The sequence below is a fragment of the Micromonospora sp. NPDC003816 genome (assembly GCF_042874705.1).
Lineage (GTDB): Bacteria > Actinomycetota > Actinomycetes > Mycobacteriales > Micromonosporaceae > Micromonospora.
The window spans coordinates 122617-148205 of record NZ_JBIANP010000005.1; the positions used below are offsets into that span (position 1 = coordinate 122617).

The 25589-nt window shown below is 71.4% G+C and carries 20 protein-coding genes; 7 read left to right on the top strand and 13 right to left on the bottom strand.

The annotated features are described in order from the left end of the window. Positions 1-95: 95 nt before the first annotated feature. Complete coding sequence (locus ACFYTT_RS18550; protein WP_387260622.1) at positions 96-3701, bottom strand: M12 family metallo-peptidase; 3606 nt, start codon at positions 3699-3701, stop codon at positions 96-98. A 313-nt stretch (positions 3702-4014) separates the two neighbouring features. Next, positions 4015-4671 (bottom strand): LysE family transporter, encoded by a 657-nt coding sequence (locus tag ACFYTT_RS18555; protein ID WP_387260625.1) that lies wholly within the window; start codon positions 4669-4671, stop codon positions 4015-4017. Positions 4672-5241: 570 nt separating this feature from the next. Here ACFYTT_RS18555 and ACFYTT_RS18560 point away from each other — a divergent pair. Then, positions 5242-7110: a S8 family peptidase gene (locus tag ACFYTT_RS18560; RefSeq protein WP_176094632.1), complete on the top strand. Its 1869-nt coding sequence runs from the start codon at positions 5242-5244 to the stop codon at positions 7108-7110. 115 nt (positions 7111-7225) lie between these two features. Here the strand turns inward: ACFYTT_RS18560 and ACFYTT_RS18565 are convergent, their stop codons facing one another. The 8 genes from ACFYTT_RS18565 to ACFYTT_RS18600 all read right to left on the bottom strand — a co-directional run bounded on the left by ACFYTT_RS18565 (position 7226) and on the right by ACFYTT_RS18600 (position 14018). Beyond that, positions 7226-7627, bottom strand: coding sequence for a metal-sulfur cluster assembly factor (locus ACFYTT_RS18565; protein WP_131054275.1), 402 nt, complete (start codon positions 7625-7627; stop codon positions 7226-7228). Next, positions 7624-8100 (bottom strand): Fe-S cluster assembly sulfur transfer protein SufU, encoded by a 477-nt coding sequence (gene sufU, locus ACFYTT_RS18570; protein WP_131054274.1) that lies wholly within the window; start codon positions 8098-8100, stop codon positions 7624-7626. Before sufU ends, ACFYTT_RS18565 begins: the two co-directional genes overlap by 4 nt. Before the next feature lie 39 nt (positions 8101-8139). Then, complete coding sequence (locus tag ACFYTT_RS18575) at positions 8140-9444, bottom strand: cysteine desulfurase (RefSeq protein ID WP_387260629.1); 1305 nt, start codon at positions 9442-9444, stop codon at positions 8140-8142. A gap of 25 nt (positions 9445-9469) precedes the next feature. After that, positions 9470-10243 carry a Fe-S cluster assembly ATPase SufC gene (gene sufC / locus ACFYTT_RS18580; RefSeq protein ID WP_131054272.1) on the bottom strand — a complete coding sequence of 258 codons (774 nt, stop codon included), beginning with the start codon at positions 10241-10243 and terminating at the stop codon, positions 9470-9472. Beyond that, positions 10243-10569 carry a non-heme iron oxygenase ferredoxin subunit gene (locus tag ACFYTT_RS18585; RefSeq protein ID WP_131054271.1) on the bottom strand — a complete coding sequence of 109 codons (327 nt, stop codon included), beginning with the start codon at positions 10567-10569 and terminating at the stop codon, positions 10243-10245. Before ACFYTT_RS18585 ends, sufC begins: the two co-directional genes overlap by 1 nt. Continuing rightward, complete coding sequence (gene sufD / locus ACFYTT_RS18590; protein ID WP_131054270.1) at positions 10569-11714, bottom strand: Fe-S cluster assembly protein SufD; 1146 nt, start codon at positions 11712-11714, stop codon at positions 10569-10571. Before sufD ends, ACFYTT_RS18585 begins: the two co-directional genes overlap by 1 nt. Positions 11715-11796: 82 nt before the next feature. Then, on the bottom strand, positions 11797-13227 hold the full coding sequence (sufB, locus tag ACFYTT_RS18595) for a Fe-S cluster assembly protein SufB (protein ID WP_117227176.1): 1431 nt from the start codon (positions 13225-13227) through the stop codon (positions 11797-11799). Continuing rightward, a complete protein-coding gene (locus ACFYTT_RS18600; protein WP_387260634.1) occupies positions 13224-14018 on the bottom strand; it encodes a helix-turn-helix transcriptional regulator in 795 nt (264 codons plus the stop codon). The genes sufB and ACFYTT_RS18600 overlap by 4 nt, the downstream gene beginning before the upstream one ends. A gap of 98 nt (positions 14019-14116) precedes the next feature. Between ACFYTT_RS18600 and ACFYTT_RS18605 the strand changes: the two genes are divergently transcribed. Then, a complete protein-coding gene (locus tag ACFYTT_RS18605) occupies positions 14117-15088 on the top strand; it encodes a heme A synthase (protein WP_176094634.1) in 972 nt (323 codons plus the stop codon). Positions 15089-15139: 51 nt separating this feature from the next. Here ACFYTT_RS18605 and ACFYTT_RS18610 read toward each other — a convergent pair whose 3' ends face one another. From ACFYTT_RS18610 to ACFYTT_RS18620, 3 genes are all read right to left on the bottom strand, one after another. Continuing rightward, on the bottom strand, positions 15140-16051 hold the full coding sequence (locus ACFYTT_RS18610) for a RimK family alpha-L-glutamate ligase (protein WP_131054969.1): 912 nt from the start codon (positions 16049-16051) through the stop codon (positions 15140-15142). 38 nt (positions 16052-16089) lie between these two features. Continuing rightward, positions 16090-16425 (bottom strand): hypothetical protein, encoded by a 336-nt coding sequence (locus ACFYTT_RS18615; protein WP_387260637.1) that lies wholly within the window; start codon positions 16423-16425, stop codon positions 16090-16092. 301 nt (positions 16426-16726) lie between these two features. Then, the gene (locus ACFYTT_RS18620; RefSeq protein ID WP_131054971.1) at positions 16727-17683 is read right to left on the bottom strand and encodes a heme o synthase; all 957 of its coding nucleotides are present in this window, start codon (positions 17681-17683) and stop codon (positions 16727-16729) included. A 267-nt stretch (positions 17684-17950) separates the two neighbouring features. Here ACFYTT_RS18620 and tkt point away from each other — a divergent pair, with 267 nt between their 5' ends. Genes tkt through ACFYTT_RS18645 form a run of 5 tightly spaced genes read left to right on the top strand, consistent with a single transcriptional unit; the run spans position 17951 to position 25549 of the window. Beyond that, positions 17951-20089, top strand: a complete 2139-nt coding sequence (gene tkt / locus ACFYTT_RS18625; protein WP_387260640.1) for a transketolase — start codon at positions 17951-17953, stop codon at positions 20087-20089. Between the two features lie 13 nt (positions 20090-20102). After that, complete coding sequence (tal, locus tag ACFYTT_RS18630) at positions 20103-21284, top strand: transaldolase (protein ID WP_131054973.1); 1182 nt, start codon at positions 20103-20105, stop codon at positions 21282-21284. A gap of 48 nt (positions 21285-21332) precedes the next feature. Next, the gene (locus ACFYTT_RS18635) at positions 21333-22949 is read left to right on the top strand and encodes a glucose-6-phosphate isomerase (protein ID WP_387260643.1); all 1617 of its coding nucleotides are present in this window, start codon (positions 21333-21335) and stop codon (positions 22947-22949) included. A 37-nt stretch (positions 22950-22986) separates the two neighbouring features. After that, complete coding sequence (zwf, locus tag ACFYTT_RS18640) at positions 22987-24501, top strand: glucose-6-phosphate dehydrogenase (RefSeq protein ID WP_131052171.1); 1515 nt, start codon at positions 22987-22989, stop codon at positions 24499-24501. A gap of 31 nt (positions 24502-24532) precedes the next feature. Then, a complete protein-coding gene (locus tag ACFYTT_RS18645) occupies positions 24533-25549 on the top strand; it encodes a glucose-6-phosphate dehydrogenase assembly protein OpcA (RefSeq protein WP_131052172.1) in 1017 nt (338 codons plus the stop codon). Positions 25550-25589: the final 40 nt, after the last annotated feature.

Below are 25589 nucleotides of genomic sequence, written 5' to 3' on the forward strand. Positions count from 1 at the left end.
TTTCGGCGAGTGGTGGAGCTCACCCGCCGCTTGCGGGGGTAGCCATCGACGGACGACAGGCCGGGGAGGACGGGCCTCCCCGGCCTGCCCGCCGGTCAGTGCACGGTGAGGTTGCCGCCGGTCAGCGCCACCTCGCCGGTCCCGCCTCCCGTCCAGTCGGACGAAAAGACCAGGGTGCCGCCCTGCCAGAGGGTGATGCCGACGGTGTCGTGACGTCCCGGCGCGCCCCGGTCGGTCACCATCACCGCCAGCGTCAGCCCGGCGGCCACCAGCTTGCCCCGGCCGTCGTAGAGACCGGCCTGGTAGCGCACCGACGCCGACCTACCGGCCGAGGTGATGCCGAGACCGTCGACGGCGGTGGTCCGGACCTTGTAGTCGGTGCCGCCGGAGCGGTACGTGATCTCCGCGTGGCCCGACGCCGCCTTCTTCGCGGTGGCCGGCTTCGCGTTCAGGTTCACCGAGACCTTCGACGCCCGGTCCGCCGGGTGGGTGCCGGCCGACCGGGTGGCGGTCAGGTGGCCGCCCCCGGTGAGGAATCCGCCGTCGGACCGCGCGACCGTCACCGTGGCGGTGGTGCCACCGGTGTAGGTGCCGCCGACCGTGGCGGTCACCGTGTGCGCGCCCGCCGGCAGGGTCGCCGTGCAGGCCGCCGTACCGGTGGTGGTGGCCGGGGCGACCAGGTCCACGCGGGCGGTGCAGAGCGTGGCCCCACCCGCGGTGAAGGTCACCGTGGCGGTACGCAGGTCGCCGCCGGTGGTGTCGGCCGACGACGGCAGCACGGAGCTGTCCCGCACCACGGCCCGCAGCAGGGCCCGACCGGCGGCACCGGCGGTCGCGGTGCTGACCAGGGTGTCACCGGCCCAGGTCAGGGCCGCGTTCTCCGGGCTGACGGTGACGGTGAACGTGGTGCTGCCGACCAGCCCGGTGCCGTCGGTCACCGTGACGGTGACCGGATACGTGCCCGGGGCTGCCGACGTGGTGCCGGTGACGGTCCAGCTCCGGGTGCCGGGGCGGGTGTCCGCTCCGGAGGTGCCCGCGACGGTGAGCGCCAGACCGGCCGGCAGACCGGTGGCGGTCGCGGTCAGCGTCGACCCGGCGCCGTCGGCGTCGGTCGCCCGGACGGTCACCGTCGGCGAGAGGGCGTCGCTGTACTGCACGTCGACTCCCGCCGCCGGGGCGTCGGTGGAGACCTCGGGGGCGGCGCGGACGCCGAACTCGGCGTCGTTGACGGCGAAGAAGACGTTGCCGACCGCCTCGATCCTGATCCGTGCCTCGTCGGTCGCCACGTTCGGCAGGGTCACCGTCGCACTACCGGTGTTCGGCGTGCTCTGGGCCAGCACGTACGGGAAGGTCCCGCCACCGTTGACCGAGAGCGTGATCTTCACGTGGCCGACGTTCACCGGCGCCACGTCGGTGCCGGCGACGTCCCAGGTGACGGTCTGGGCCGTACCACCGTCGAGCACGGCGGCCTCGGCCTGCGAGGTGACCAGGAACGGTCCGGCGTCCGGGGCCAGCCGCAGCGCGACGTCGGCACTACCGATCCCGCCCCCGCCCGGCCGACCGTCCCGGGCGGTGAGCTTGAAGTTCAGGGTCCGGTCGTTGTTCACACCGACCCAGTCCCGGGTGGGCAGGAACTCCGAGTAGCAGTCCAGGATCTCCGGCGGGACGTTGGAGGCGCTGCCGCTGGCCGGGGGTGCCGGCGGGGTGGGGCAGGCACCCGTACGGGCGTTGGTGTTGCCGACCAGCACCTGCGCGAGGTCCGGGAAGACCCGGGTGGAGTCGGTGGTGACGGCGTTCTGACCCGGCGAGTGGTACTTCAGGGCGTCCTCGGGCGACACCCACGCCGGTTCGCCGAAGACCCGGAACAGCGGCCCGTTGGTCTTGGTGTTGTTCACCAGCGCGGTGCCGGCGCTGCCACCCCGGTCGTTCTGCTCCCACAGGTAGGTCAGCGTGTCGCCGTCGACGTCGGTGGCGCTGCCGGTGAGCGCGAACGGCGTACGCACCGGGATGGTCAGACCGTCCGGCACGGTGACCACCGGGGCGTGGTTGGTGGTCTGCTCGACCAGGTGGCCGCCGTTGTCGACGGCACCGCCCTTGGCGGTCTCGCCGACGAAGCCGGTGGCCCCGGTGAGATCGCCCAGGGTCAGCGGGGCCACGTCGGTGGCGGCCAGGGTGCCGCCGAAGGTGACCTGGAATCCGGTGTCGTTGAGCGTGCCGCTGCCCCCGAAGGCGGCCACGGTGACCGTCGCGCCGGCCGGCCAGCCCGCGATCGACTCGACGGCGGCCTTGATCCCGGCGGTGGTGTAGTTGGCCCCGCGCACGATCGGCGCCGAGGTCGCGTCGCCGTAGCCGAGGGTGAACGAGTCACCGGCGGTGTCGAAGTCGCGCAACGAGACGGTCTGCACCTCGTTGATCGCCGGCCGGCTCGACGTGACGAAGTTCGTGATCTCGGTGAAGGTCCGGTGCGACCAGTACGGGTCGGTGTGCGGCTGGAGGTTGTCCTGCTGGCAGATGCCCGCGTACGCCATGATCGACGAACCGCTGCCCGGCTCGTACGAGTTGGCCGCGCTGCGGTTGCCGCCCGAGCAGTTCCACTGGTTGCCGTTGAAGGTGTGGTTGCCGGCGAACTGGTGCCCGATCTCGTGTGCCACGTAGTCGACGGCGAAGTAGTCGCCGACCGGGTTGGGCAGGCCGGTGCAGCCGCGCGCCTTGCCGTCACCGCCGACCACGCCGAGGCCGGCGATGCCGCCGCCGCTCAGTCCGAGACCGATGTGGCCGACGTCGTAGTTGCCCGCGCCGACGAGTTGGCCGAGCACGATCCGGTTGCGGTTGAGCAGCCCGCTGCTGCACCCGGTCAGCTGCGCCGGGGTGTAGCAGCCGGCGCTGCCACAGGGGCCGTTCGGCTCGGTGGCCAGCGCCGGGGTGTTCAGGTTCGTCTTCTCGGTGTCGTTGACCAGGACGAGCCGGATCGCGGTCTCGTCCTCGTAGATCTGGTTCACCCGGTTGATCAGCGTGACCTTCGCGGCCGTCACGTTCTCCACGCCGAAGAAGGTGGCGTACGACGGGTCGGTGACGAACGCGAGACGGTAGGTGCGCAGCGTCACCAGTGGGCCGACCACCGGCTCGTCGTGCGCCTCCTCGATCTCGTCGTGCAGGTGGTGCGCCGCCGACTCGACGTCCTCCCGCTCCACGAACTCACCGTTCTGGTTCGTCAGGTCGCGGGCGAAGTAGCTCGCGTACAGGCTCTGGTCGCGGTGGTAGTAGGGGTCGATGTACCACGCGCCGTCAGCGGACCGGACCGAGGCGTGGAAGCCGAGCGGAGTGAGATCGGCGCGGATCGTCGCGGTCGGGTCGTCCAGGCCCGTACCGGCGTACGTGCTGATCTCCGGGTGGGCGGCGGCCAGTTCCGGCTCCATCACCGGCGACTCCGTCAGCGCGAAACGCTGGAAGGTCCCGTCGGGGGCGGGCAGGGACACCACCTGCTGGGGCTGGCCCGCCGCGCGGCGCTGCTCCGCCGGTGCCCTCTCCAGCAGGCGCTGCATGCCGCCCCGGTCCAGTGTGTAGGCGGACAGGTGCGCCGCCTCGATGGCGGCCGGACGGCCTGCTTTGGTGGCGGCGGGTGTGCCGTCCACCTTGCGCCACGGGCCGTCGGCCGAGGGGGCGGCGGCGGCCGGGGTGGAGGTCAGCAGGATCGGTGACATCGTCGCCACCAATGCCATGGCCAGCACGGCGGCCAGGCGGGGTCGGTGTGACCGGGTGTGTCCGGACCGTCCGCCCGGTCGAGGGGTGCGGAAGCGCCTCAACTCGTCTCCCTGGTGATGAGGGGTGCGACCCATCGCGCCGTCCGGGTCGACGGGCAGCGCGAGTGATCGATGGATGGGCCAGACCCTAACCGGACGGCGGAGGACGAACATCAGCCGAACAGGGGAAGATCCTCTGGAAGGGAACCGCCGCCGCCGGTCGCAACGCGACTGTCACCGGATCGTCACACCGTCGACCGTCCCGTTCGGAGGGTCAGCCGCCGATCAGCAGGGCGACGGCGAGTGCCGCGATGATGGCGCTCGACAGCAGGGCCGTGACCAGGCGTCCCCGCGCACCGGTGAGCGTCCGGCCGAGCAGCGTGCCACCGGCCGCGATCACCAGTTGCCAACTGGCCGAGGCCAGGAACACCCCGAGGGTGAAGAGGGTCGCCGCGCCGGCCCCGGACCCGTACCGGCCGCCGCGACCGAGCACCAGTGCGGTGAAGTAGACGACGGTGGCCGGGTTGAGCAGGGTCAGCGCGAGGATGCCGGCGTACGCCCGCAGTGGGGTGTCCAGCCCTCGCCGCACGGCACCGGGGGCCGGACGGTCGTCGGCGTCCACGGCGGGCCGGGTCGGGCCGGTGGGGCGCAGCGCCTGCCACGCGCCGTGTGCGGCGAGGGCGAGCAGCACCGCGACGGCGACCAGCCGCAGTGGTGTGGCGAGCGGGGCGAGCCAGCCGACCACGACCGCGCCACCGAACGCCGCGAGCGCGGCGTAGAGGCCGTCGGCGCTGGCCACCCCGAGCGCGGCGGAGGCACCGACCCGGAACGAGGTGCGGGCGGTGAGCCCCACGATGAGCACCGCGATGGCGCCGACCGGAATGGCGACGCCGTAGCCGGCGACCACGCCGGCCAGGAACGCGCCGGTCACGACAGCGGATCAGGTGGCGGGGACCCGGGCGCGACCGGCTGTCGGCCCGTGGCGACGGGCACGGCAACCGGGCGGGGCATCATCGGGTACGTTCGCACGCCGCCATCCTGCGTCCCCCGCCCGACGGGTGCCACGCATTTACGGGCGGCTCCCACCGGGTGTCCCGGCCGACGCGTCACGGCCATCTATCCACGCGTCTCGTCAATGGGACCGAATTGCGAACATCCCCCGCGACGAATTGCCGCCCGACAATCGTTCCTGGTCGAATCATGTGGATCAGTAGCGGACACACCCGACTCGCCAACCGGAACAAGTCCTGACCACGGAACGTCGAAGACCATCCACAACGGACAAGCCCTGCCACCCACCAATGACCGACGTTTCCGGCTTGTTTCGGGTAAATGATTCAAGATCGTGGATGCTGAAATCCACCATGCTACGCGATTCGCGGGACGAATTATATCTCTCAACTTCGATGCGTTGAGGTCCTACCATCTGTGTCAGTCCGTTCCACGGTCACCGGTCGGCCCGTCACAAACGGTCCGGCTGCGCATCGAAAGGAGGCGGGAGATGCTCCTCTCCCAGCCGTCCCGGCGTCCCTGGCGCCTCGCCCTCACCGCCGCGGCCACACTCGCCCTGGTGGCGGTCGCCGCACCTGCCCAGGCCGCCCCCGCGGAGGGTGCGATCGTGCACGCCGGCGACGCCGCCGCCGTCGCCGACTCGTACATCGTCGTGCTCAAGGACTCGGCGGTGAGCCGGGCACAGGTCGGGGCCACCGCCAAGACCCTCGCCGGGCGGCACGGCGGCAGCATCGCCCGCACCTACCAGGACGCCCTGCGCGGCTTCGAGGCCCGACTGACCGAACGAGCGGCCAAGCGGCTGGCGGCCCACCCGTCCGTCGAGTACGTCCAGCAGAACCGCACCGTCAGCATCGCCGGCACCCAGTCCCCCACCCCGTCCTGGGGACTGGACCGCATCGACCAGCGCTCGCTGCCGCTGAACAACAGCTACGCCTACCCCAACGACGGCACCGGCGTCACCGCGTACATCATCGACACCGGCATCCGCTTCTCCCACACCGACTTCGGCGGGCGTGCCGTCTCCGGCTTCGACGCCATCGACGGCGGCAGCGCCGACGACGGCAACGGTCACGGCACCCACGTCGCCGGCACGGTCGGCGGCACCGCGTACGGCGTGGCCAAGGGCGTGACCCTGGTCGGCGTACGGGTGCTGGACAACGGCGGCGGCGGCACCTACGCGCAGGTCATCGCCGGCATCGACTGGGTCACCGCGGATCACCAGCCGGGCGAGCCGGCGGTGGCGAACATGAGCCTCGGCGGTGGCCGCGACCAGGCCACCAACGACGCGGTCGCCCGCTCCATCGCCGACGGCGTGGTGTACGCCGTCGCCGCCGGCAACAGCGGCGCCAACGCCTGCAACTACTCGCCGGCCAGCACCCCCGAGGCGATCACCGTCGGCGCGACCACCAGCACCGACGCCCGCGCCAGCTACTCCAACTTCGGCACCTGCCTGGACGTCTTCGCCCCCGGCAGCACGATCACCTCGGCCTGGATCGGCAGCGACACCGCCACCAACACCATCAACGGCACCTCGATGGCCTCCCCGCACGTGGCCGGCGCCGCCGCCCTGGCCGTGGCCGCCAACCCCGGCTACAGCCCGCAGCAGATCCGCGACCTGCTGGTCGCCGACGCCACCGACAACGTGGTCACCAACCCGGGCGTCGGCTCCCCGAACAAGCTGCTCTACACCGGCAACATCGTGCCGCCCACCCAGGACTTCGCCCTCACCCTCACCCCGGCGGCCGGTGCCGTCGACCCGGGCAGCTCCACCACGACCACGGTCGGCACCACCACCACGGTCGGTACTCCGCACAGCATCGCGCTCGGCGTCAGCGGCCTGCCGGCCGGAGTGACCGCGAGCTTCAGCCCGACCACGGTCACCTCCGGCGACACCGCCACGTTGACCCTGAGCGCCGCCGCCGGCACCGTGCCCGGCCTCTACACGGTGACCGTGCTGGGCACCGGGCCGGAGACCACCCAGGGCGCCACCTTCACGCTCACCGTCAACGGCCCGCCCGGCTGCACCCAGGGCAACGCCACCGACTACCCGATCAACGACAACAGCACCGTGGAGAGCACGATCGTCATCCACGGGTGCGGACGCGCCGCCAGCGCGGCCAGCACGGTCGAGGTGCGCATCTTCCACACCTGGATCGGTGACCTGACCGTCTCGCTGATCGCCCCGGACGGCACCGCGTACGTGCTGCACAACCGCACCGGCAGCAGCGCCGACAACATCTTCCAGACCTACACCCGCGACCTGTCCGGCAAGGCCGCCGACGGCGCCTGGAAGCTCCGGGTCCAGGACTCCGCCAGCGCCGACACCGGCTACCTGGACAGTTGGACGCTGAGCCTGTGACCTGACTGTCGCGTCGGGCGGGTCACACCGCCCGACACCACAGAAGGCACGGCGCACACACGACAGCGCCCGGAGTTCCGGCCATCGGCCGGGCTCCGGGCGCCGTGTCGTCAGGTCAGACGTTGAAGCCGAGCGAGCGGAGCTGGTCGCGCCCCTCGTCGGTGATCTTGTCCGGCCCCCACGGGGGCAGCCAGACCCAGTTGATCCGGATGTCGTTGACCAGGCCACCACCCGGACCGGTGGTCAGCGCCTGGCGGGTCTGGTCCTCGATCACGTCCGTGAGCGGGCAGGCCGCCGAGGTCAACGTCATGTCCAGGGTCGCGACGTTGTCGTCGTCGACGTGGACGCCGTACACCAGGCCCAGGTCGACCACGTTGATGCCCAACTCCGGGTCGACGACGTCCTTCATCGCCTCCTCGATGTCGGCGGCGGCGGCCTTGCCGCCGGTCGCCGCGACCGGCGCGGCAGCCTCGGTGGCCACGCCCCCGTTCTCCGGCGTGCTGGTTTCCTCGGTCATGCCTTCACCTCCGTCGGGCTCGCGCCCACACCGGCGCGTGCCGCGGCGTCCTTGAACGCCATCCACGGCAACAGCGCGCACTTGACCCGGGCGGGATAGCGGGCGACACCCTCGAACGCCACCCCGTCGCCGAGCACCTCCTCGTCCGCCGTGACCTGGCCACGGCCGGACACCAACGCCACGAACGCCTCGTGCACCTCGAACGCCGCCGCCGCGTCGCGGCCGGTCAGCAGCTCGTGCAGCACGCTCGCCGACGCCTGGCTGATCGAGCAGCCCATGCCGTCGTACGACACGTCGTGCAGCACGGTGCCGTCGGTGGCCACCCGGACGGTCACCTCGTCGCCGCAGGTCGGGTTGACGTGGTGCGCCTCGCCGACCTGCGCCGCCGGGTCGGCGGCGTCCCGCAGGCCACGGCCGTGCGGGTGCTTGTAGTGATCCAGGATGATCTCCTGGTAGAGCGACTCAAGCTGCATCGGGCCGACCTCCCGTCGACTCGCCCGGCGTGGCCCGGCTCACCGGAACACCGTCCGCACCTGTTCCAGACCCGCGACCAGGGCGTCGATCTCCTCGGTGGTGGTGTACAGGTAGAACGAGGCCCGCGTCGTCGCCGGCACCCCGAAGCGCCGGCAGACCGGGCGGGCGCAGTGGTGACCGACCCGCACCTGCACGCCGAGCGAGTCGAGCACCTGCCCCACGTCGTGCGGGTGCACGTCGGCCAGGTCGAACGAGATCGTGCCACCCCGACCCACCGGCACCTCCGGACCGAAGATCCGCAGGCCCGGCACGGTGGCCAGAGCGTCCAACGCGTACGCGGTCAGCCGCTTCTCGTGCCACTGGATCGCCCGCATGCCGAGGCCGGTCAGGTAGTCCACGGCCGCACCGAGCGCCACCGCCTCGGCGATCGGCGGCGTACCCGCCTCGAAGCGGGCCGGCGGCGGCGCGTACGTCGAGCCCTCCATCGACACCGTCTCGATCATCGAACCGCCACCGAAGACCGGCGGCATCGCCGCCAGCAGCTCGGCCCGTCCCCACAGCACCCCGATGCCGGTCGGGCCGCACATCTTGTGCCCGGTGAAGACGATGAAGTCGGCGTCCAGGTCGACCACGTCGATCGGCATGTGCGGCACCGACTGCGAGCAGTCCAGCATCAGCAGCGCACCCACCTCGCGCACCCGCGCGGTGATCCGCGAGGTGGCGTTGACCGTGCCGAGGATGTTGGACATGTGCACCAGCGAGACGATCTTCGTCCGCTCGTTGACCAGGTCCGCCAGCCCCGACTCGTCCAGCCGGCCGTTGTCGGTGACCGGGAACCAGCGCAGCGTCGCACCGGTCCGCTCGCAGAGCAACTGCCACGGCACGATGTTCGAGTGGTGCTCCATCTCGGAGATCACCACCTCGTCACCGGGCCCGAGCCGGAACCGCGGGTCGCCGTCGGCGCGCAGCGAGGCGTTGGAGAAGGCGTACGCCACGATGTTGATCGCCTCGGTGGAGTTCTTGGTGAACACCACCTCGTCCACGCTCGGCGCGTTGACGAACGCGGCGATCCTCGCCCGGGCCCCCTCGTACGCCTCGGTCGCCTCGGTGCCCAGGGTGTGCACCGACCGGGACACGTTGGCGTTGTGCCGGCGGTAGTGCTCGTCCAGCACGGCGAGCACCTGGCGCGGCTTGTGCGAGGTGTTGGCGCTGTCCAGGTAGACCAGCGGATGCCCGTTGACCTCCCGATCGAGGATCGGGAAGTCGGCGCGTACCGCCGCCACGTCGTAGCCGGGCACGTCGTCGTACTGCGGCATCCCGGACGGGATCGCGATGGTGGTCATCGTGGTGACCGGCCCTTCCCTCGGCTCAGGCCCGCGCCGACCCGGCCCCGGCGACGTACCGCTCGTAGCCCTCTTCCTCGAGCTTGTCGGCCAGCTCCGGGCCGCCTTCCTCGACGATCCGGCCGGCCACGAAGACGTGCACGTAGTCGGGCTTGATGTAGCGCAGGATGCGGGTGTAGTGGGTGATCAGCAGCAGGCCGGTGTCACCGGTGTCGCGGACCCGGTTGACGCCCTCGCTCACCACGCGCAGCGCGTCCACGTCGAGGCCGGAGTCGGTCTCGTCGAGGATGGCGATCTTCGGCTTGAGCAGTTCGAGCTGCACGATCTCGTGCCGCTTCTTCTCACCGCCGGAGAAGCCCTCGTTGACGTTGCGCTGGGCGAAGGCCGGGTCCATGTGCAGACGCTCCATGGCACCGCGCAGCTCGCCACCCCAGGTACGCAGCTTCGGCGCCTCGCCGTCCAGCGCGGTCTTGGCCGTCCGCAGGAAGTTCGCCACCGACACGCCGGGCACCTCGACCGGGTACTGCATGGCGAGGAACAGACCGGCGCGGGCCCGCTCGTCGACCGAGAGTTCCAGCACGTCGACGCCGTCGAGGGTGACCGACCCGCCGGTGATCTCGTACTTCGGGTGACCGGCGATCGAGTACGCCAGGGTCGACTTGCCGGAGCCGTTCGGGCCCATGATCGCGTGCGTCTCACCGGAGCGCACGGTCAGGTCGACACCGGCCAGGATCGGCTTGAGCTCACCCTCGGGCAGCTTGACCGACACCTGCAGGTCACGGATCTCCAAGGTGCTCATTATCGGGTCACTCCATTACTCGGCGTCAGGCTGACGTAGATGTCGCCGTCGCGGACTTCGACGGGATAGACGGGTACGGGTTCGGTCGCCGGCAGCCCGCTCGGCTCACCGGTACGCAGGTCGAAGCGGGAGCCGTGCAGCCAGCACTCCAGGGTGCAGCCGGACACCTCCCCCTCGGAGAGGGCCACCGCGGCGTGCGAGCACTCGTCGTGCACGGCGTAGAACACGTCGTCCTCGGCGTGCACGAGCGCGATCGCGGTGCCGTCGACGTCGGCGCTGACCGCGGTGCCCTTCGGCACGTCCTCGACGGCGCAGACACGGATCATCAGGCGCCGGCCTTGGTCAGGCGGGCCTCGATCGTCTCCCCGAGCCGCTCGCGCAGCTCCTCGACCGGGATCTTGTTGAGCAGCTCGGCGAAGAAGCCGCGCACCACCAGGCGACGGGCCTCGGCCGCCGGGATGCCCCGGGCCATCAGGTAGAACAGCTGCTCGTCGTCGAAGCGGCCGGTGGCGCTCGCGTGCCCGGCACCGGCGATCTCGCCGGTCTCGATCTCCAGGTTCGGCACGGAGTCGGCCCGGGCACCGTCGCTGAGCAGCAGGTTCCGGTTGATCTCGTACGTGTCGGTGCCGGTCGCCTCGGCGCGGATCAGCACGTCGCCGACCCAGACCGTCCGGGCGCTGTCACCCTGCAACGCGCCCCGGTAGCCGACGTAGCTGCGGCAGTCCGGCACGGTGTGGTCGACCAGCTGGCGGTGCTCCAGGTGCTGGCCGGAGTCGGCGAAGTAGACGCCGTACAGCTCGGCCTCGCCGCCCCGGTCGGTGTACTCGACGGTGGTGAACTGGCGCACCAGGTCGCCGCCGAGCGTGGCCTGGACGTGCACCACACGGGCGTCCCGGCCCAGCTTCACCTTGAGGTGCTGCGCCTGCACCGCGTCGTCGGCCCAGTCGGAGACGGTGACCAGCGTCAGCTTCGCGCCGTCGGCCACGGTCACCTCGACGTTGTCGGCAAGCGTCGCCGAACCGACGTGCTCCAGCACCAGGGTCGCCTCGGCGAAGCGCTCCACCTGCACGACGGTGTGCCCGAAGGCCACCCCCTCGGCGCTCTCGCCGACCACCCGTACGGTCACCGGCCCGGCCGGGACGGCCTCCCGGGCGACCCGCACCAGCAGCGCCTGGCCGGCACCGCCGTACGCCAGCGCGCTGATCCGGTCGAACGGGGTCAGCACGCTGCCGACCCGCTCGTCGTCCCGGTCGACGCGCTCCACCGTCACGCCCTCGGGCAGGTCGGCGTACTCGTGCCGGACCGTGCCGGTCGCGGTGCGGCCGTCACCGACCAGCCCGCGCAACCGCTTGAGCGGGGTGAAACGCCATTCCTCCTCCAGGCCGGTCAGGGCCGGGAAGTCGGCGACGTCGTACGAGCGCAGCGCCTGCGACTTGGTGCTCGGCGGCGGCGCGGAAGCCTGGGTAGTCATCTCGTCCTTGGTCTGTTCTCACGACGACGGTCTGTGGTGCGAGGGTGGCGGGCCGACGCGAGCCGGCCCGCCGGTGGGCGGGTCAGCCGACCGCGCCCTCCATCTGCAGCTCGATCAGGCGGTTGAGCTCCAGGGCGTACTCCATCGGCAGTTCCTTGGCGATCGGCTCGATGAAGCCGCGCACGATCATCGCCATCGCCTCGTCCTCGCTCAGGCCCCGGCTCATCAGGTAGAAGAGCTGGTCCTCGCTGACCTTGGAGACGGTCGCCTCGTGCCCCATCGACACGTCGTCCTCGCGGATGTCGACGTACGGATAGGTGTCGGAGCGGGAGATGGTGTCCACCAGCAGGGCGTCGCACTTGACCGTGCTGGCGCTGCTGTGCGAGCCCTCCAGGACCTGCACCAGACCCCGGTAGGAGGTCCGGCCGCCGCCCCGGGCGATGGACTTCGACACGATCGTGCTGCTGGTGTGCGGCGCGGCGTGCACCATCTTGGCGCCGGCGTCCTGGTGCTGGCCCTCGCCGGCCATGGCCACCGAGAGCACCTCGCCCTTGGCGTGCTCGCCGGTCATGTAGACCGCCGGGTACTTCATGGTCACCTTGGAGCCGATGTTGCCGTCGATCCACTCCATGGTCGCGCCCTCGTGGCAGACCGCGCGCTTGGTGACCAGGTTGTAGACGTTGTTCGACCAGTTCTGGATGGTCGTGTAACGGCACCGGGCGTTCTTCTTGACGATGATCTCCACCACGGCGCTGTGCAGCGAGTCCGAGGAGTAGATCGGCGCGGTGCAACCCTCGACGTAGTGCACGTACGCGCCCTCGTCGACGATGATCAGCGTCCGCTCGAACTGGCCCATGTTCTCGGTGTTGATCCGGAAGTACGCCTGCAGCGGGATCTCCACGTGCACGCCCTTCGGCACGTAGATGAACGAGCCGCCGGACCACACGGAGGTGTTCAGGGCGGCGAACTTGTTGTCGCCGACCGGGATCACCGTGCCGAAGTACTCCTTGAAGACGTCCTCGTGCTCCTTGAGGGCGGTGTCGGTGTCCAGGAAGAGGACACCCTGCTCCTCCAGGTCCTCACGGATCTTGTGGTAGACCACCTCGGACTCGTACTGGGCGGCCACACCGGCGACGAGACGCTGCTTCTCCGCCTCCGGGATGCCCAGCTTGTCGTAGGTGTTCTTGATGTCCTCCGGCAGGTCCTCCCAGCTGGCGGCCTGCTTCTCGGTGGAACGCACGAAGTACTTGATGTTGTCGAAGTCGATCCCGGTGAGGTCGGCGCCCCAGGCCGGCATCGGCTTGCGCCCGAACAGCCGCAGACCCTTCAGCCGCAGGTCGAGCATCCACGCGGGCTCGTTCTTCTTGGCCGAGATGTCCCGCACCACCGCCTCGCTGAGGCCACGCTGGGCGACCGCCCCGGCGACGTCCGGGTCGGCCCAGCCGTACTCGTAGTTGCCCAGGGCGGCGAGCTGCTCCTCCTGGGTCAGGGGCTGGACGATCTGCTCGGTCATCTATCTGTCCTCACAGTGGTGACGGTCTTACCGGACTGGGCAGGCGACGAGCCCGGAATGTGCGTGGTGCACACCCCGTCGCCGTGCGCGATGGTGGCCAGGCGCTGCACGTGGGTGCCGACCAGGCGAGAGATCACCGTGGTCTCGGCCTCGCACAACGCAGGGAACTCGGCGGCCACGTGCGCCACCGGGCAGTGGTGCTGGCAGAGCTGGCCGCCGGAAGCGATCGTGGACGCACTGGCAGCGTATCCCTCGGCGGTCAACGCCGCGGCGAGTGCCTCGGCACGCGCCATCGGATCGTCCCCGGCGTCGCTCAGGGCGGCCTGACAGCGCGCCTCCAGCGCGGCCACCTGCTCGGCGGCGAAGTCCTCCACCGCGCGGGAGCCGCCGGTACGGGCGATCCACCGCAGCGCCGCGGTGGCCATGTTGTCGTAGTGGTGGGTGCCGCAGCGGCTGCGGGCGGCGTCGGTCAGCAGGAACACCTTGGCCGGGCGACCCCGCCCCCGGTGGCCGCGGACGGTCTGCTCACGGGCGACCACGTCGCCGTCGGCGAGCATCGCGTCCAGGTGCCGACGGATCGCCGCCGGGCTGAGCCCCAGCGCGTCGCCGAGTTGGGCGGCGGTGGCGGCGCGACGCTCCAGCAGCAACTGGGTGACCCGGTCCCGGGTCGACAGGTCGGCGGCGGGCGCCACTTCCGAGCTGGGCGGAAGTTCCGTGGCAGGCGGCACCGGGCCACCGGCGGCCGAACCGGCCGTCGGCGGGTACCCGGGGAACCCTGCCGCCTTTTTCACAACGCCCACGTTACGTAATTCGCCAGACGCCTGCAAACGCGGGGTCCGGTGATCCGAGCCACCGAGCGGGCGGAGTCACCCGATCAGCGTCAACTACGGTGCGTAGGATTCGCTCCGTGAAGCGACCCGCCCGGTTCTCGGTCTCCACCACCCTGCTGCGCCGACTCGCGTACGCCAACATCGTCGCGAACACGGTGATCGTCGTCACCGGCGGGGCGGTCCGGCTCACCGCCTCGGGACTAGGCTGCCCCACCTGGCCCCGGTGCACCGACGACTCGTACACCACCACCGCCGAGATGGGCGTGCACGGGGTGATCGAGTTCGGCAACCGGCTGCTCACGTTCGTGCTGGTGCTGATCGCGGGCGCCATGCTGCTGGCCGCGCTGGCGCACCGGCCGCGTCGCCGAGGGGTGGTGCCGCTGGCCCTGGCGGTGGTCCTCGGGATCGTGGCGCAGGCGGTGATCGGCGGGATCACCGTCCGCACCCAGTTGCACCCCTCGGTCGTCGGCATCCACTTCGTGGTCTCGATGGCGCTGCTGCTCGTCGCGTACGCCCTCTGGCGTCGGGTGACCGAGCCGGACGGGCCGAAGGTGCCGGTCGTGCCCTCCGCGCTGCGCACCCTGACCTGGCTGACCGTGGTGGTCAGTGCGGCGGTGATCGTGGTCGGCGTGGCGGTCACCGGTAGCGGCCCGCACGCGGGCGACGCGAACGCCGTCCGCAACGGCCTCGATCCGCAGACCATCTCCCAGGTGCACGCCGACCTGGTCTTCCTGCTGATCGGTCTCACCGTCGGCCTCTGGCTGGCGCTCCGCGCGGTCGGCGCGCCGGCCCGCGCCGTGCGGGCCGCCGGGGTGCTGCTCGCCGTCGAACTGGCGCAGGGCGTGATCGGCATCGTGCAGTACCTGACCAACCTGCCGGTGCTGCTCGTCGGCGCGCACATGCTCGGTTCCTGCCTGGTCTGGCTGTCGACGTTGGCGGTGCTCTGGTCGATCCGGGAGCGCCGCCCGGTGGACCCGGCGCCGGACGAGAGCGCCGTCCCGGCCGCGCAGCCGGTCTCCGCGCACGCCTGAGGCGACGACCCACCGGTTCCGGCCGACAGGTCACCGGCCGGAACCCGACGATCAGCCCATCCGGGCGATGATCGCCTCCGCGAGCCGCTCGGCGGCACCCTCGGCGTGCCCGAGGAACAGCGACGGCTCGGTCAACTCCAACTCCACCAGCACCGGTGCGCCGTCCGGGCCCGGGATCAGGTCCACCCGGGCGTAGAGCAGGCGCTCCGGGCCACCGGGCACGGCCGCGAGGGTCCGCTGCGCCACCGCGAGTTCGTCGGGTCCGGCGGTACGCGGGCTGATCTCCTCGGCCCGGTACAGGCCGCCCACCCCGAGGTCGGGCCCGGCGAGCATCGGGCCCTTGCGGATGGCGTGGCTGAACGCCGGCCCGTCCGGACCGGCGAAGTAGAGCAGCGCGGTCTCGCCGGCCGAGTCCACCGCGCGCAGGTACGGCTGGATCATGGCGACCCGGCCGGCCGCGCCCAGTCGGCGCACGTGGGCCACGGCGAGGTCCCGGTGTTCCGGGTCGGCCAGGTCGTAGCGGCCGGTGTCCTGGCTGCCCGCGCTGACCGAGGGCTTGATCACGTACTCCCCCGTGTCGGCGGGCGGTCGCCACTGCTCGCCGGGGAGCACCCAGGCGGTGGGCACCGTCGGCACACCGGCGGCGGACAGCTCGTCGAGGTAGCGCTTGTCGGTGTTCCAGCGCACCACGTCGGCCGGGTTGGCCAGCCGGGGCACCCGGGTCGCCCAGGCGACGAACTCGTCGCGGCGGGACATGTAGTCCCAGGGCGAGCGGAGCATCGCCAGGTCGTAGTCGGACCAGTCGACGGCCGGGTCGTCCCAGACGACCGGCTCGGCGGTGACCCCACGGGCGGCGAGCGGGCCGACCACGAGGCGGTCGTCCGGCTCCAGATCCGCCAGTTCGGTGCAGGTGACGAGAGCGACCCGGGGTTTCCCCCGGGTCGACTGGTGGTGGTTAGTCAATCTGTCTCTATCTCTATCTGTCTCTGGTGCGGATTGATCTAGCGGGCCATGGTGCGGCGGGCCATCGAACGCCAGAGGTCGTTGCTGGGCCGCATCTGGTCCATCAGCTCCCGCTCCCAGGCATTCTCCACGTCGACGCCGGCCGCCGCGCAGGCATCCCGGGCGACGCCGGTGTCCTCCGCGAACTGGTCGCCCCACGCACCGTCCGAACCCACCAGGACGATCCGCGCCCCACGCTTGCCGACGTACTCGATGACCGCCTTCGCCCCGCCGTGTCCGGCGGCGAACGACTTGATACCCGCGACCAGCCCGCTCGGGGCCGCGCCGGAGGCGGTCTGATCAGCCGTCAGCGTCGTATCGGAACCATCTGCCATAACGCGAAGCCTAAGCAGAGAGGCAAGCGAAAGTGCGAGAACCGGCGGGCTTTTGTGATACCGATTACCTGCTGGTTTACGACAGCACCCAGGAGTTTTGACCTAATTTATCCGGCCAAAACGCCCTAATCGACGCCGCAGATCGCCATCAATGCCCTCGCTCGCGGGCGGACGAGATTGATACCGAAGTCGCTGTCAATAGTCCGACAAAGCAGACAAATCGCATTCGCTCGCCCTTGCCCGATTGTTAGGAAGGGACCCTTCCTATACGCGAGGCGTTAGGAAGAGTCCCTTCCTTGCATCAGATCAGGGCGTCGAGCGCGGCGGCGGCGAAGACGATCGTCAGGTACGTGGTGGACCAGTGGAACAGCCGCATCGGCTTGACCGGCTCGCCCCGGCTGGCCCGACCGGCCAGCTTGTGCGACTCGACCAGGAAGATCGCGCCCACCACCAGCGTCGGCACGCCGTAGATCGGGCTCAGGCCCAGCGCCCAGACGGCCAGCGAGGTGAGCACCGTGAGCCAGGCGAACAACACGATCTCGGTGTTGACCCGCCGCACCGACGCCACCACCGGCAGCATCGGGATACCCGCCCGGGCGTAGTCGTCCTTGTACTTCATGGCCAGCGGATAGAAGTGCGGCATCTGCCAGAAGAAGACCACCGCGAACAACGCCCAGGCGATCGGCGACAGCGACCCGGTGACCGCCGCCCAACCGATCAGCACCGGAGCCGCCCCGCACGCGCCGCCCCAGAAGGTGTTCGCCGTGGTGGTCCGCTTGAGCCAGAGCGTGTAGACCACGTCGTAGTAGACGATGGCCGCCAGCGTCAGCCCGGCGGCGAGCAGGTTGGTGAAGGCCGCCATCAGCGCGACCGAGACCACCGCCAGCACCAGACCGAAGACCAGCGCGTTACGCGGCGTCACCGTGTGCGCCGGCAGCGGGCGACGCTTGGTGCGCCGCATCACCTGGTCGATGTCCCGGTCGATGTAGCAGTTCAGGACGCTGGCCGCACCCGCGGCGAGCGACCCGCCGACCAGCACCACCGCGACCAGCCACAGCGACGGCATGCCGCCGTGCGCGAGCATCATCGCCGGCACCGTGGTGACCAGCAGCAGCTCCACGATCCGCGGCTTGGTCAGCGTCACGTACGCCGCCACCACCGTCCGCAGGTCACGCGAACGGACCGGCACCTCCTCCGTGACGCGCACCGGCGTCTGCCCGGCAGGGTTGCTGACGGGGCGCTCGGTGATCATGCTCACGGATTGCCACCTTCCGGCTTCGGCAGGGGAGGTCACGACGGCGGGGACCCGTCTCGGGTCCACACACCGACCCACACACTACGCGTTGTCGTTTTGGCTGCCCGGGCGACCCGGTAACGGTGCGGGCCGTCACACCCGCGACTGAACCGCCGGGCGGAACGGAAACGTACAGACCAGCATGCTGAGATCCTCGGGCGCACGTTTAGCCGCGCTCGATAGGGTCACCTGTGAGGGTTCCGCCCATCTCGCCGAGGAGCACAAACCACCGTGGCTGCCAACCGACCTGCGCACCCCGCACTTGACTGGTCCGACCTCGACCGCCGTGCCGTGGACACCGTCCGCGTCCTGGCCATGGACGCCGTGGAGAAATCCGGCAACGGCCACCCGGGCACCGCGATGAGTCTCGCCCCCGCGGCGTACCTGCTGTTCAACCGGGTGATGCGACACAATCCCGCCGACCCGAACTGGCCCGGCCGGGACCGCTTCGTGCTCTCCGCCGGTCACTCCAGCCTGACGCTCTACATCCAGCTCTTCCTCGCCGGCTACCCGCTGAGCCTGGAGGACCTCAAGTCGCTGCGGCAGTGGGGCTCGCTCACTCCGGGTCACCCCGAGCACGGGCACACCCCGGGTGTGGAGACCACCACCGGCCCGCTCGGGCAGGGCCTGGGCAACGCCGTCGGCATGGCGATGGCGGCGCGCCGGGAGCGCGGCCTGTTCGACCCGGAGGCCGAGGCGGGCGAGTCCGCCTTCGACCACCACATCTGGTGCATCGCCTCCGACGGTGACATCGAGGAGGGCATCACCCACGAGGCCAGCGCGCTCGCGGGGCACCAGCAGCTGGGCAACCTCTGCGTGATCTACGACGACAACGAGATCTCGATCGAGGACGACACCCGGATCGCGCTGAGCGAGGACGTCGCGGCCCGCTACGAGGCGTACGGCTGGCACGTGCAGACGGTCGACTGGCGCACCGGCGACGCCGACCAGGGCGACTACCACGAGAACGTCGACGAGCTTTACCAGGCGCTGCTGGCCGCCAAGGCCGAGACCGGCCGCCCGTCGTTCGTGCGGCTGCGCACCATCATCGGCTGGCCCGCGCCGAACAAGCAGAACACCGGCAAGATCCACGGCTCGGCGTTGGGCGCCGACGAGGTGGCCGCCACCAAGGAGATCCTCGGCTTCGACCCGGCCGGATCGTTCGAGGTCACCGAGGAACTGCTCGCCCACACCCGTAAGACGCTCGCCCGCGGCGACGCCGCCCAGCAGGAATGGACCACCGCCTTCGGCACCTGGTCCGAGGCCAACCCCGAGCGCCGCGCCCTCTACGACCGGCTGGCCGGGCGGATCCTGCCCGACGGCTGGACCGAGGCGCTGCCGGAGTTCCCCGCCGACGCCAAGGGCATCGCCACCCGGGCCGCCTCCGGCAAGGTCCTCGCCGCGCTCGCGCCGGTGCTGCCCGAGCTCTGGGGCGGCTCCGCCGACCTGGCGGAGAGCAACAACACCACGATGAAGGGCGAGCCCTCCTTCGTGCCCAGCCAGTTCGCGACCAAGGAGTTCCCCGGTCACGAGTACGGCCGGACGCTGCACTTCGGCATCCGCGAGCACGCCATGGGCGCCATCCTCAACGGCATCGCCCTGCACGGCGGCACCCGCCCGTACGGCGGCACGTTCCTGGTCTTCAGCGACTACATGCGTCCCGCCGTGCGGCTGGCCGCGCTGATGAAGCTGCCGGTGGTCTACGTCTGGACGCACGACTCGATCGGTCTCGGCGAGGACGGACCGACCCACCAGCCGGTGGAGCACCTGACCGCGCTGCGGGCCATCCCCGGCCTGGACGTGGTCCGGCCGGCCGACGCCAACGAGACGGCGTGGGCCTGGCGGCAGGCCCTGGAGCACACCGACCGGCCCACCGCGCTGGCACTGAGCCGGCAGGCGCTGCCCACGCTGGACCGGACGCAGGTCGCCGGGGCCGAGGGGACCGCCAAGGGCGGCTACGTGCTGGCCGAGGCGTCCAACGGCAAGCCTCAGGTGATCATCGTCGGTACCGGTTCCGAGGTGCAGCTCTGCCTGACCGCGCGGGAGCGGCTGGAGGCCGACGGCACCCCCACCCGGGTCGTCTCGATGCCCTGCCAGGAGTGGTTCTTCGCGCAGGACGAGGCGTACCGGGAGTCGGTGCTGCCGCGCGGGGTAAAGGCCCGGGTGAGCGTGGAGGCGGGCATCGCGATGTCCTGGCGGGCCATCGTCGGTGACTGCGGCGAGAGCGTCAGCCTGGAGCACTACGGCGCGAGCGCCCCGCACTCCGTGCTCTTCGAACAGTTCGGCTTCACCCCCGACCGGATCGTCGCCGCCGCGCACGCGGCGCTGACCCGGGTCGGTGACATCACCGGTTTCACGACCGGCAACTGAGGGAGGCGCGTGAATGACGACCGACAGGCTGGGTGAGCTCTCCGCCGCGCAGGTGGCGGTGTGGCTCGACGACCTTTCCCGGGTACGACTGAGCTCCGGCGGGCTCGACCAGCTCCGCCGGGAGAAGCACGTCGTCGGGGTGACCACCAACCCGACGATCTTCGCGAAGGCGTTGAGCGACGCCGACGAGTACGACTGGCAGCTTCGTGACCTGGCCACCCGGGGCGTCGAGGTGGAAGAGGCCGTCCGCATGCTCACCACGTACGACGTGCGGTGGGCCTGTGACGTGATGCGCCCGTCGTACGACGCCAGCGGTGGCGTCGACGGCCGGGTCTCCATCGAGGTGGACCCGCGCCTGGCCCACGAGAGCGCGAAGACGGTCGCCGAGGCCAAGGCGCTGTGGTGGCTGGTCGACCGGCCCAACCTCTTCATCAAGATCCCGGCGACCGAGGCCGGCCTGCCGGCGATCACCGCCGCGCTCGCCGAGGGGATCAGCGTGAACGTGACGCTGATCTTCGGGTTGGACCGCTACTCGCAGGTGATGGAGGCGTTCCTCGCCGGTCTGGAGCAGGCGAAGGCGAACGGGCACGACCTGTCCACGATCACGTCGGTGGCCTCGTTCTTCGTCTCCCGGGTCGACAGCGAGGTGGACAAGCGGCTGGAGAAGATCGGCTCGGAGCAGGCCAAGGCCCTGCGCGGCAAGGCGGCCGTGGCCAACGCCCGACTGGCCTACGAGCGGTACGCCGAGGTCTTCTCCGGTGACCGGTGGCAGGCGCTGGCCGCCGCCGGGGCGCACCCGCAGCGTCCGCTGTGGGCTTCCACCTCGACGAAGAACCCGGACTACCGGGACGTCATCTACGTCGAGGAACTGATCGCGCCGGGCACGGTCAACACCATGCCGGAGTCGGTCGTCCACGCGTACGCCGAGCACGGGGAGACCCGGCCGGACACGGTCACCGGCGCGTACGACGACGCCCGGCAGGTCTTCGCCGACCTCGGTGAGGTCGGTGTGGACCTGGCCGACGTGATCGACACGCTGGAGCGCGAGGGCGTCGAGAAGTTCGAGACGAGCTGGAACGAACTGCTCGACGGTGTCCGCAAGTCGCTCGACGCCGCCGGGCGGGGCAGCGGCCACCCGAGCGACGCCGCCAGCGACAACGCCGACGCCGCCGTGCGCGCCGGAGGCAATGCGTGACCCTGCGACCAGAAGTCCCCCGCGCCGCCGCCCCGTCCGGGTGGCGGCGTGGGTGACCTGCTGGCCGCACCCGCCGAGTCGGCGGGAGGTCTCACCGTGCACGGCGCACGGGCCGTGGACGGCAGCACCCCGGCCTCGACCCGGCAGGCTCTGGTCGACGCCGACGTCCCGGGCCGGCTGGCCGCCCAGGACCCACCCCTGTGGGATCCCCGGGCGGCGGCCGGCCGGGGCGACGGCGGGGCCGATCTGCTCCCCCGCCTCGCCGAACTGGCGGCGGAACTGGCCGACCTCGACCACGTGGTGCTGCTCGGCATGGACGGCACCGCGCTCGCGGCGCAGGCCGTCGCCCGTACCACCGGTCACCCGCTGACCGTGCTCGACACCACCGACCCCGGCCGGATCCGGGCCGCCCTGGACGACCGGCTCGCCCGCACCGTCGTGGTCCTGACCGGCGCCGCCGAGGCGACGCCGGAGGTGGACGATCTCCGACGCGCCTACCGGCAGGCGTTCCTCGACGCGGGGCTGAGCGAGGCCGAGGCGGGTCGACACGTCGTGGTGGTCACCGAGCCGGGTTCACCGCTGGCGGCAGCCGCCGCCGAGTGGGAGGCGATCACCGTGCCCGCCGACCCGCCGGTGAGCGGAGGCTCCTCGGCGCTGAGCGCGTACGGGTTGGTGCCCTGCGCGCTGGCCGGCGTCCCGGTGGCCGACCTGCTCGACCAGGCCGACACGTTCGCGGCCTCGCTGTCGCGCCCACAGGACAACCCCGCCCTGACGCTCGGTGCCGCGCTGGCCGCCGCCGCGACGACGGGGCGGGACACGGTCGCGCTGGTCGCCGACGGCACCGGCGTCGAGGGACTGGGCGACTGGGTGGAGCACCTGCTCGCCGGTGCCACCGGCAAGGACGGCCAGGGCATCCTGCCGGTGGCGGTCGGGTCCCCGGACGAACCCGGCCTGACCGGGCCGGGCGTGCTCACCGTCAGCTACGGCGGCGCGCTCGCCGCTCCGGCGGTGCCCACCGGTGGCACCACATCCGACGTGGCGGTCAACGGCCCCCTCGGCGCGCACTTCCTGGCCTGGGAGTACGCCGCTGCCGTCGCCGCCACCGTGCTCGGTGTCGACCCGGCCGACCGGCCCGACGCCGCCGAGTCCGCCCGGCACACCGAGGCGGCCCTGGCCGACCCGACGCCGACGCCGTCGTCCAGCACCGACGCGATCCAGGTGTACGCCCCGACCGGCACCCCGGACGACCTGTCCGACGCCCTGCGCCACCTGCTCGCCGGTCTCGGCGACCACGGCTACCTGGCGGTCACCGCCTTCCTCGACCCGCACGCCGAGGCCGCCGCCGCACGGCTGCGCCCACTGCTGGCCGCACTGACCCGACGACCGGTGACCTTCGGTTGGGGACCCCGTTACCTGCAGTCCACCGGGCAATACCACAAGGGCGGCCCGCAGGCGGGTAGCTTTCTTCAGATAACCGGTACGGTCACAGTTGATCTGCCGGTACCCGGCAAGCCGTACACCTTCGGGGAACGACAGGCGGCGCAGGCCGCCGGCGACCGGCGCGCCCTGGCCGGTCGTGGACGCCCGCTACTGCACCTGCACCTGACCGAGCGGTCGGCGGGCCTGACCCGGTTGATCGACGCGGTCGGGTCGCTGCGGGCATGACGATGGACGACGTGGACGAGCGGAGCGAGGAGGCGGCGTGAACCCGCTGCGCGACCCGCAGGACCGGCGGCTGCCGCGGATCCCGGAGCCCTGCGCTCTGGTGATCTTCGGAGTCACCGGTGACCTGGCCCAGAAGAAGCTGCTGCCCGCGGTCTACGACCTCGCCAACCGGGGGCTGCTGCCGCCCGGTTTCGTGGTCGTCGGCTTCGCCCGGCGGGACTGGCGCGACGGCGACTTCGCCTCGCTGGCCCGCGAGGCGGCCAAGGCACACTCCCGCACCCCGTGGCGGGAGGAGGTCTGGTCCCGGCTGGAGCACAACATCAAGTTCGTCGGCGGCTCGTTCGACGACGACACCGCGTTCGACAACCTCGCCTCCTGCCTGGAGGGGCTGCGCGACAGCCACGGCATCCACGGCAACGCGGCGTTCTACTTCTCCATCCCCCCGGCGGCCTTCCCGGTGGTGCTCAAGCAACTCGCCCGCACCGGCATGGCCGACAACGAGAAGTGCGGCGGCTGGCGGCGGGTCGTGGTGGAGAAGCCGTTCGGGCACGACCTGCCCTCGGCCAAGGCGCTCAACGACCTGGTCGACGACGTGTTCACCCGCAAGGACGTCTTCCGCATCGACCACTACCTGGGCAAGGAGACGGTCCAGAACATCCTCGCGCTGCGGTTCGCGAACAGCCTCTTCGAGCCACTGTGGAACTCGCAGTACGTCGACTCGGTGCAGATCACCATGGCCGAGGACGTCGGCATCGGCTCCCGGGCCGGCTTCTACGACTCCGTCGGCACCGCCCGCGACGTGCTGCAGAACCACCTGCTGCAACTGCTCGCCCTGGTCGCGATGGAGGAGCCGACCAGCTTCGACGCCGACGAGATCCGGGCCGAGAAGCTCAAGGTGCTCAAGGCGATCACCCTGCCGCACGACGTCGCCGACGGCACCGTACGCGGGCAGTACCTGCCCGGCTGGGTCGGCGGCCAGCGGGCCAAGGGATACCTGGAGGAGGACGGCGTCCCGCAGACGTCGACCACCGAGACGTACGTCGCGGTGCGGCTGGGCATCCAGAACCGCCGCTGGGCCGAGGTGCCGTTCTACATCCGGGCCGGCAAGCGGCTGCCCCGACGGGTCACCGAGGTCGCGGTGATGTTCAAGCGGGCCCCGCACCTGCCGTTCACCGCGGCCGACATGGAGATGCTCGGCAACAACCAGCTCGTCATCCGGGTCCAACCGGACGAGGGCGTGGTGCTCAAGTTCGGCTCCAAGGTGCCGGGGACCACCATGGAGGTCCGCGACATCGCGATGGACTTCCAGTACGGCGAGGCGTTCACCGAGTCCAGCCCGGAGGCGTACGAGCGTCTGGTCCTGGACGTACTGATCGGCGACCGCACGCTCTTCCCGGACGCCGCCGAGGTGGAACAGAGCTGGGCCGTGGTGGACCCGCTGGTGGCCGCCTGGGAGGGCAGCAAGCCCGAGCCGTACCGGTCCGGTGAGTGGGGTCCCCGGGCCTCCGACGAGATGCTGGCCCGCGAAGGCCGCGCCTGGCGGCGGGCGTGACCGGGCACCGCGAGCGAACCTGGAGGCTCCGTTGATCGGATTGTGGGACACCACCGGCAACGAGGTGGTGAAGGCGCTCGCCGCCGAACGACGCAGTGCCGGTGGCGTGGCCAGCGGCATGGCCCTGACCCTGATCGTGGTGGTGGACGAGAAGCGGGTCCGCGAGGCCGAGGCGGCGGCCACCATCGCCGCCGCCGCGCACCCGTGCCGGCTGCTCGTGGTGGTCCGCTCCGACGTCGACCGGGACCGCAACCGCCTCGACGCGGAGATCGTCGTCGGTGGCCGGTTGGGCCCGTGCGAGGCCGTGGTGATGCGGATGTACGGCCGCCTCGCGCTGCACGCCGAGTCCGTCGTGATGCCGCTGCTGGTGCCGGACGTACCGGTGGTCACCTGGTGGCACGGCGAGCCGCCGGACGAGATCGCCACCGACTTCCTCGGTGTGGTCGCGGACCGGCGGATCACCGACTCCGCCCAGGCCGCCGACCCGATCGAGGCGCTGCGGCTGCGGGCGCGCGACTACGCCCCCGGCGACACCGACCTCGCCTGGACCCGGATCACCCCGTGGCGCACCCTGGTCGCCGGTGCCTTCGACACCACCGAGGCGCAGCTCACCGAGGCGGCGGTGGTCGCACCGCCGACCGACCCGACGGCCGCGCTGATGCGGGGCTGGCTCCGCAGCCGACTCGGCATCAAGCCGCGCTGGGAGCGGACCAAGGAGTTCCCCCGGATGCGCGAGGTGCAGCTGCGCTGCGCCAACGGCGACGAGCTGACGCTGACCCGGGACGACAGCATGGCCGTCTTCCGGCGGACCGGCCAGGAGGACCGGGTGCTGCCGCTGGTGCGTCGGCCGCTCGGCGACGAACTGGCCGAGGAGTTGCGCCGGCTCGGCTCCGACCAGGTGTACGCCGAGGCGCTCGGCGCCTTCGCCGGGCTGACCAACCTGGACCGGCGCTCCGGTCAACGCGTGCACGTCTGGAAGGACCCGAGCACCGCACGGCGGGCCGAGGCGGGCGTCACCGCGCACAGCTCCACCAGCACCGATTCCTGACCGTCCGGCCCGGATACCCCACCACGACACCGACCGCCGG

What these genes read in the sequence shown, in the direction of transcription:
- ACFYTT_RS18615 (WP_387260637.1), bottom strand. Translation starts at nt 16,425, where the DNA reads ATGGCAGATGGTTCCGATACGACGCTGACGGCTGATCAGACCGCCTCC.
- sufC (WP_131054272.1), bottom strand. Translation starts at nt 10,243, where the DNA reads ATGAGCACCTTGGAGATCCGTGACCTGCAGGTGTCGGTCAAGCTGCCC.
- ACFYTT_RS18575 (WP_387260629.1), bottom strand. Translation starts at nt 9,444, where the DNA reads ATGACCACCATCGCGATCCCGTCCGGGATGCCGCAGTACGACGACGTG.
- ACFYTT_RS18550 (WP_387260622.1), bottom strand. Translation starts at nt 3,701, where the DNA reads ATGTCACCGATCCTGCTGACCTCCACCCCGGCCGCCGCCGCCCCCTCG.
- ACFYTT_RS18560 (WP_176094632.1), top strand. Translation starts at nt 5,242, where the DNA reads ATGCTCCTCTCCCAGCCGTCCCGGCGTCCCTGGCGCCTCGCCCTCACC.
- sufB (WP_117227176.1), bottom strand. Translation starts at nt 13,227, where the DNA reads ATGACCGAGCAGATCGTCCAGCCCCTGACCCAGGAGGAGCAGCTCGCC.
- sufU (WP_131054274.1), bottom strand. Translation starts at nt 8,100, where the DNA reads ATGCAGCTTGAGTCGCTCTACCAGGAGATCATCCTGGATCACTACAAG.
- ACFYTT_RS18585 (WP_131054271.1), bottom strand. Translation starts at nt 10,569, where the DNA reads ATGATCCGTGTCTGCGCCGTCGAGGACGTGCCGAAGGGCACCGCGGTC.
- tal (WP_131054973.1), top strand. Translation starts at nt 20,103, where the DNA reads ATGACGACCGACAGGCTGGGTGAGCTCTCCGCCGCGCAGGTGGCGGTG.
- ACFYTT_RS18565 (WP_131054275.1), bottom strand. Translation starts at nt 7,627, where the DNA reads ATGACCGAGGAAACCAGCACGCCGGAGAACGGGGGCGTGGCCACCGAG.
- sufD (WP_131054270.1), bottom strand. Translation starts at nt 11,714, where the DNA reads ATGACTACCCAGGCTTCCGCGCCGCCGCCGAGCACCAAGTCGCAGGCG.